Consider the following 7,637-nt stretch of genomic DNA (forward strand, 5'->3'; position numbering starts at 1 on the left):
TTTTCCGTTCTTCTGGTAATTCTATATATTTCATTACGTTTTCAATTATTTTTTCGTACGGAGTAAATACAATTCCTGGCCACTCTACCTCATCTTCTGGATTACTATTTTCGGAAATAATAAATTTCTTATTCGCGACTGCATAAGACACGCGAGGTGTTTCAAGAATTCCTGATAAGTAAAAATGAATATTTAATATAATTTTAGCTCTAGCAATCAATTCATTTCTAACAATTCCCCACGCATTATTTTTAAAAACTATATTTAAATTCGGGGCAATCGCTTTTAGATGATCAAAAATAGCTTGTCGCCTCGGATTAAGAGCACCTATAAACAGAATATCAATATCTTCAATAATCTCATCTTCAAACGCATCTTTTTTTATTTCCAAAGTTGGAGCATAGTTCATTTCTACATGTTTTATTTCTTTTCCTACCCCTTTTTGTTGAAGCCATTCTATATTTTGTTTACTATAATCCCAAATCACTCTATCTTTTAATAATATTAAATAAAGGGGATGCGCATATGGACTTCCTTCGTATAGCTGTTCTAAATTATAAATAATTGCATCTTTAGGAAGAAGATTCGGGTTATATGCGTATGTATGTGCTCCAAAAACAACTGTATTCTTTGCATTTTCCAGTATTGTTTCTGATATAATTACTGTATTTCCCTCCTGCTCCAACCGCCACTTTAAAGCTCGCGCAACATCTATGAAACTACCGTATGTCTTTGGGCATATAAAAAGACAATAATCATATTCTTTATTCAAATAAACTTCCATTAATCTTAAATTATTTTTATATAAATCTACATCTGGATGTTTAAGTACCAACTCATTTGCATGTTTTCTTGCTACTTTATATAATCCAGCATAATAAGCAGCGATGCATCTTCTTAATTCGATTCTTTCCCGGTCCTCATCTAATACATCCATGTTTAAAAGAAGATTTGCGATACAATACGCTTTTAAATGATCACGATCATAATAGTAGTCTAGTAGTGGCATCAATTCTTCATACGTATTTCCATGCACCGATTCTCCTAGTTCAATCGCCCATCGCATTAATTCCATGATTACTCCACTACTCCTTTAATCGAAAATGTATTTAATAAAATTTCGCATTATTCTCTACTATATTTGCTATATGAAATGGAATCTTTTCCTTTATCGATTCCAAATACTTTTGCGATACCGCCCCTAAATGTTTTTTATGAGGTATATAGAAAGCACTAATAGAAATTTCATAGTCAAATAAGTAATCATACACATGATAATCTACAAATAGTAGATCATCCTTTGGAAAAGGAATTTCCTTCCCTTGCAGAGCATACATCAAAGCAATATTGTTTTGAGATCGTAATCGATACAACCTTGCAAGTTGGTATAATGGTTCAGCCCGGGTTGGTCTATATTCCCACGCTTTTTGAAAATAAAAAACAGCTAATGCTAAATATTGCTCTTCTTGCCCTTTAACAGTTTCTTTTTCATCAGCATCTGTCACTTCATTTTGTTTATTTGCTGAACGATTTGCTAACTGCTCATAACAAAATCCTATTCGCAATAACGAATAGAATACCTCTTCAACCCATCCTCCTGCTTCCACTCGTTTTTTATACCATTTAATTGAATTCTCAAATTGACTTAAATGAAAATAAGTCTGAGCTAAATAAAATAAATATCTTATATGCAAATCTGGCGTTGTTTCTGGGTCGTTTATTCCTTGTAACAACAACCTCTCATCTCTTTCAAATTTATCAGCTTTGCTCCCGCCATCTCCGGGATCATTCACGACAAGAGTCTCTAACCGAGCTACCCTCGTATTGTAATTCGCTCCAACTTTTGAACGATCTATATCCCAATACTCATGAGTAACACCGACAGATTTCCATGGTAAAGAAGCTTTTAAAAGACGCGTAAGCCAATATTTAATATGAACATCATATTGTAATGTAAGATAATGATCTTCCGTTAAGCTCGTTTTATCGAAATTCGGATCAACCTCTAAAATCATATCCGCATCTAATATTAATAAATAATCTGCTTCTGGGTATGTTTTTTGCGCTAACGAAACAGCTAAGCTTCTGTTATAACCAAAGTTTTTAAACGGCTCATGATGAACCGTCCCAGGTATCTCATTTTCCTTACACCAATTTTCAATAATTTCAGGCGTATTATCCGTCGATCCAGTATCACAAATAGAAACAAAGTCTACAATTGATTTTGTTGCATTTAAACATCTTTCCATAATTCTAGACTCATTTTTGACGATCATACAAAGACATAACTTTTTTTCTTCCTTTACAGACTTCACTTGCTCATTTCCCATTTAACCACCTCATATTTTATTAACACGCTCTTCTCATATGTAACAACATTTCTTAGCTATACTGATGACATAAGCACCCTTTTACTATTTATGAAAACTTCATTTTATTTATTCTTACTTTTATGTTGGGACATATTTCATGCAGCGCTTTATATTTGATACAATCAATACAAAAAACATAATGCGGGAATCCGTACATTACAAAGTCTAAGAGGAGGTTATATTTTGTTGGATTACATTTGGCTAGATGACAAATCACCAATTTTAGAACAACTACCAAACACCTTTAAATCTGCAGCTATATTGCTACACCCTTTTGTCCAAATGCCTTTAGGATGGGAAAAGTCTGTGAGAAAAAGACCATATGAGCACATCTATCCTAGCGCTGAAGAAATCATTCATAATGGGAAATCCGTTTCTTGGAAGGAAATGATGTCTTATAGTGGATTACATTCATACGCAGAATTAGCAATAGCCATGTTGACTTCCATTGGTGCTTTTACAGAAGAATATAAAAGAGAGGATTTAGCTGAAAAGCTATATTCAAACTTAAAAAAAGATCTTTATTATCCAACAGAAGATTATACGTCTATATTTTTATTACATAAATTACTTAAACTCCTCGTTTCTAAAGGTGCAAAAAATTTATATTTCTCTGAACCGATTCTTGATACAAACGGATTATTAGCGGTAGATAATACTACTCCATTAGATATTTGGGACATTAGCAATAATGAGTTAATTATTACTGGCGAAGATAATGAGTATGCGTTTATGAGTATATTTGATTCCTTTACAACCTTATTATTAGCTAAAGAAGAAAATATAGAATATATTGTTCATTCAATGAACGTTGAAGCTGTCATTTGTGACAAAAAAACAATGATTAATTGGTATTTTTAAATTAGTAGTTTCTTAAACTATAAAAAAGAAACTTGCGCTTATACACAAGTTTCTTTTTTATAACATCCTTATTTTTTCACAACTTCATGTCCACCGAACTGATTACGTAGTGCTGAAACTACTTTTCCATGGAATGTATCATCTTCCTGAGAACGATAGCGCATAAATAATGACATAGCGATTACTGGTGCTGCAGCTTGAAGTTCAAGTGCAGTTTCAACAGTCCATTTTCCTTCTCCTGAAGAGTTCATTACACCTTTAATGCCATCTAGTTTCGGATCTTCTGCAAATGCTTTTTCAGTTAAGTCCATTAACCAACCACGGATAACTGATCCGTTCGCCCATACTTTTGCAACATCTTCATAATTGAAATCAAAGTCACTCTTATCTAGTACTTCAAATCCTTCAGCGATTGCTTGCATCATGCCGTACTCAATACCGTTATGAACCATTTTTAAGAAATGACCACTACCAACACGGCCAGCATAAGAATAGCCATTTTCTACTGCTAAATCTTTAAATAAAGGTTCTAATTGGTCGTAAATTTCTTTTTCTCCACCAACCATTAAGCAAGCACCGTATCTAGCTCCTTCTACACCGCCTGATGTACCGATATCTACATAATGTAATCCGAAGCTTTTTGCTTCTTCAGCACGGCGTAACGTATCTTTATAGAATGAATTTCCGCCTTCAATAACGATATCACCTTCATCTAATAACGGATAAACATCTTTTAGTACTGACTCTACAACTTCTCCTGCAGGCACCATTACCCAAATTGTACGAGGAGCTTCTAGTTCAGCGATCATTTCTTTTAATGTATGACGTGCAGTAATTCCTAGTTTTCCTGCCTTTTCAACAAGCTCTTTATTTACATCGTATACTACTACTTCATGCTTGTCTTCATATAAGTGTTCAGCTAATGGGAATCCCATTTTTCCTAATCCAATTAAACCTAGTTTCATATTAATCAATCTCCTATTCTATACAAATATATTTAATATCGAAATTAGCCCAAGTGCTACTACAGATAATATAGTCTCCATTGCAGTCCATGTTAATAATGTTTCTTTCACAGTCATTCCGAAATACTCTTTAATCATCCAAAATCCTGAATCATTCACGTGTGATAAAATTAATGACCCTGCACCAGTTGCAAGTGCTAATAATTCAACATTTACACCTGGTGTGCTTGCTGCAATCGGCGCAACAATACCAGCTGCTGTCATCATAGAAACAGTTGCCGATCCAGTTGCAATTCGAATAAGTGCCGCAATTCCCCACCCTAATAATATCGGTGAAATATGTGATTCTTTCGCCATATCTGCAATTGTCGTTCCAATTCCAGAATCTAATAGTACTTTATTAAATGCGCCGCCTGCACCAATAACTAATAATATGTTTGCAATAGGTCCAAGGCAATCATTTGTAAATTGTAACACTTTATCTTTTGAGAAACCTTTTGCATATCCAAGACTAAAGAAAGAGTAAATGGTTGCAATTAATAAAGCGACAATCGGATCTCCAATAAAGTGTAATACTTGTGCTAGTTGACTTGTTTTATTTAATGCAACTTCCGCTATTGATGCACCAAGCATAAGAAATACTGGAAGTAAAATTGTAAACAATGTATTCCCAAAGCTTGGAAGCTCTTTTTTATTATCTTTTTCAATAAATTGCTCCGCTATATCTAATGGTACTTCCTTATGTATACGAGCACCAATCCATTTCCCGTAAAGTGGACCTGAAATAATTGCAGTTGGAAGTCCGACAATTAATGCATATAAAATTGTCTTCCCTACATCTGCTTTAAAAATACCAACTGCCGCCATTGCCGCTGGATGCGGTGGCACTAGTCCGTGCACAACGGATAGTCCTGCTACTAGCGGGATACCGATTGTAATAAGTGATACCCCTGTTTCTAATGCAATTGTAAATACTAACGGAATTAATAGTACAAATCCAACTTGGAAAAATACCGGAATCCCTACTAAAAATGCAACGAACATCATCGCCCAGTGAACTCGTTTCTTCCCAAAACGATTAATTAATGTGTTAGCGATACGTTCAGCACCACCAGATTCGGCCATCATTTTTCCAAGCATCGTTCCTAGTGCTAAAACTATTGCTAAAAATCCTAACGTATTACCAAGCCCTAGTTTAATAGAATCAATAATCCCTGGATCTTTTGGTGAAGTTCCAATTAAAGGCATTCCCATTGCTAATCCTACACCAATTGCTGTTAAAATTAATGCGACAAATGGATGCCATTTTACTACCGTAATAAGTAAAAGTAGTATGACAACTGCCGCTAGTACAATCCCAACTACCATTTCTCCCAATCCCCCTATTGTTTACGTTGGAAAGCAGCTATACAATCAAATTCTTCTTTCAAGCGATTGTAAAGTCGTTCATACATATAAAACATTTCTAAATATATAGCCGTATTTTCTTTATTCGGTACATGATGATGGACAATATCAATCCAATCCTTTACCTCTTCAAGAGAATCAATTTTTCCTACAGCATACAAAGCAACTGCCGCTGCCCCAAGCGCAGATGCTTCATGACTTTCAGGTACAAGCAATTCTTTTCCCATCATATCGGACAACATTTGTCTCCAAAATGCAGATTTTGCAAACCCTCCTGAAACTCGTATTTCAGTAAGTGGCCCTGTACAATCCCTGATTGCGAGTGCTACTGAATATACACTCATACAAACACCTTCCATCACTGCACGTATAAAATGTTCTCGCTTATGCTGAAGATTGATTCCAAAGAATGTACCACGAGCATTTGCATTCCAGTAAGGTGCGCGTTCTCCAGATAAGAAAGGTAAGAACAATAGCCCATCCGCTCCAGCTGGTACGCTTTCTGCATATTTAATTAATAAATCATAAGGATCAATGCCGAGCTTTCTTGCTACTTCTTGCTCTGGACTACCAAATTCATCACGTAACCATCTCAGTAATATTCCGCCGTTATTCGTTGGACCACCGATTACCCAGTGCTCATCTGTTAATGCGTAACAAAACGTTCTCCCTTTCTCATCTGTATTTATATTTGATGAGATTGTTCGAACTGCACCACTCGTTCCAATCGTAATCGCAGCTGAGCCAGGCGATATTGCCCCAACGCCTACATTCGCAAGAACACCATCACTTGCACCAATAACAACTGGAGTATCTTCACGAATACCCATCTTTTGTGCTATTTCTCGTTTCATACCCGATAAAATATATGTAGTTGGTACTGGGGTTGATAATTGTTCTGGTGACATATGTAACATAGTTAAAACATCTTCATCCCAGTTTAATGTTTCTAAATTAAATAACCCTGTAGCAGAAGCAATCGAATAATCAACTACGTAGCGTGAAAATAATTGGTAAATCACATACTCTTTAATGGAAATGAATTTATAGGCACTTGTATATAACTCTGGTTCCTCTTCTTTCATCCATAACAATTTAGAAAGTGGTGACATCGGATGAATCGGTGTACCTGTACGTCTATAAATTTCATGCCCATTCATTTGTTGTAATAATTTTTCTGATTGCTTCGTACTTCGATTATCTGCCCAAATGATAGAACGCGTTAATGGCGCACCATTTTCATCTACTGCAATTAATGCGTGCATAGCTGTACTAACACCGATTGAAGAAATATCTTCTGGTAATACATTACCTTTTTCAATGGCAACGCTTACACTTTTGTATACAGCGGCACATATTACATCAGGATCTTGCTCAGCCCATCCTACATTCGGTTGAATAATTGGGTAATCGATTGCATGTGATGCAATGACTTTTCCTTTTTCTGTGAACACAACCGTTTTTGTACTTGTGGTACCGATATCAATCCCGATTACTCTCCCCCTTGTTTCCATGCGAATCTTCCCTTCATTTCTAGCAAAATACGATTTAGTAAACCGTTTACATGAATTAGTATATAAAATATTTTTTCATTTATCAAGTTATACAAAGAAAATTTTTTTCATACAAAAAAATAAATCCCCTCATTCCATTTCACTTATATACTACATTTAGCTTTTCCATGCGGTAAACTTACGTTATATTCGTTACGCAATACACTCTTTCCTCCCATTAACAACACATACATACTCCTCCATACGTTCTACTTATTTGCATGAAGAAAGAGTTGAAACGCAATATTCATTTTTAGGGTTCACGTAACATCACCATCAAGCCAAGAAAAGTAACTAACCGCAGAATGAGAATTCTGTGCATTTTGCTCTTGTTTATTGTTTTAGGTTCACTAGTCCTTTTATCTTGATAAACATAGAGCGCGGCCCCCTACTATCACTTTTTTATCTTGTAAATATATCTTGCATACTATAAAACCGAAAAGTATTTTTATTTTTCAGAAAAATAAAAACAATAACAT

General features: G+C 35.1%; 5 protein-coding genes and 1 pseudogene. 1 reads left to right on the forward strand and 5 read right to left on the reverse strand.

Annotated features, from left to right (window positions below):
• A partial coding sequence (locus tag ACQGS6_RS19245; protein ID WP_426965446.1) for a glycosyltransferase family 1 protein occupies positions 1 to 1,075 on the reverse strand: 1,075 nt, incomplete at its 3' end.
• Positions 1,076 to 1,109: 34 nt separating this feature from the next.
• Positions 1,110 to 2,330 (reverse strand): glycosyltransferase, encoded by a 1,221-nt coding sequence (locus ACQGS6_RS19250; RefSeq protein ID WP_000526219.1) that lies wholly within the window; start codon positions 2,328 to 2,330, stop codon positions 1,110 to 1,112.
• Positions 2,331 to 2,469: 139 nt separating this feature from the next.
• On the opposite strand from ACQGS6_RS19250, the pseudogene ACQGS6_RS19255 reads away from it, so the two are divergent.
• Positions 2,470 to 3,233, forward strand: a pseudogene (locus tag ACQGS6_RS19255) (DUF2711 family protein).
• 68 nt (positions 3,234 to 3,301) lie between these two features.
• Here the strand turns inward: ACQGS6_RS19255 and gnd are convergent.
• From gnd to gntK, 3 genes are read right to left on the reverse strand one after another with little or no spacing between them, the layout of a single operon-like run.
• Positions 3,302 to 4,198 (reverse strand): phosphogluconate dehydrogenase (NAD(+)-dependent, decarboxylating), encoded by an 897-nt coding sequence (gene gnd, locus ACQGS6_RS19260; protein WP_000765995.1) that lies wholly within the window; start codon positions 4,196 to 4,198, stop codon positions 3,302 to 3,304.
• 18 nt (positions 4,199 to 4,216) lie between these two features.
• Positions 4,217 to 5,566 carry a GntP family permease gene (locus tag ACQGS6_RS19265; RefSeq protein ID WP_000260202.1) on the reverse strand — a complete coding sequence of 450 codons (1,350 nt, stop codon included), beginning with the start codon at positions 5,564 to 5,566 and terminating at the stop codon, positions 4,217 to 4,219.
• A 14-nt stretch (positions 5,567 to 5,580) separates the two neighbouring features.
• The gene (gntK, locus tag ACQGS6_RS19270; RefSeq protein WP_098601379.1) at positions 5,581 to 7,119 is read right to left on the reverse strand and encodes a gluconokinase; all 1,539 of its coding nucleotides are present in this window, start codon (positions 7,117 to 7,119) and stop codon (positions 5,581 to 5,583) included.
• Positions 7,120 to 7,637 lie beyond the last annotated feature (518 nt).

Source organism: Bacillus sp. GMs2/2 (assembly GCF_050172095.1).
GTDB lineage: Bacteria > Bacillota > Bacilli > Bacillales > Bacillaceae_G > Bacillus_A > Bacillus_A cereus.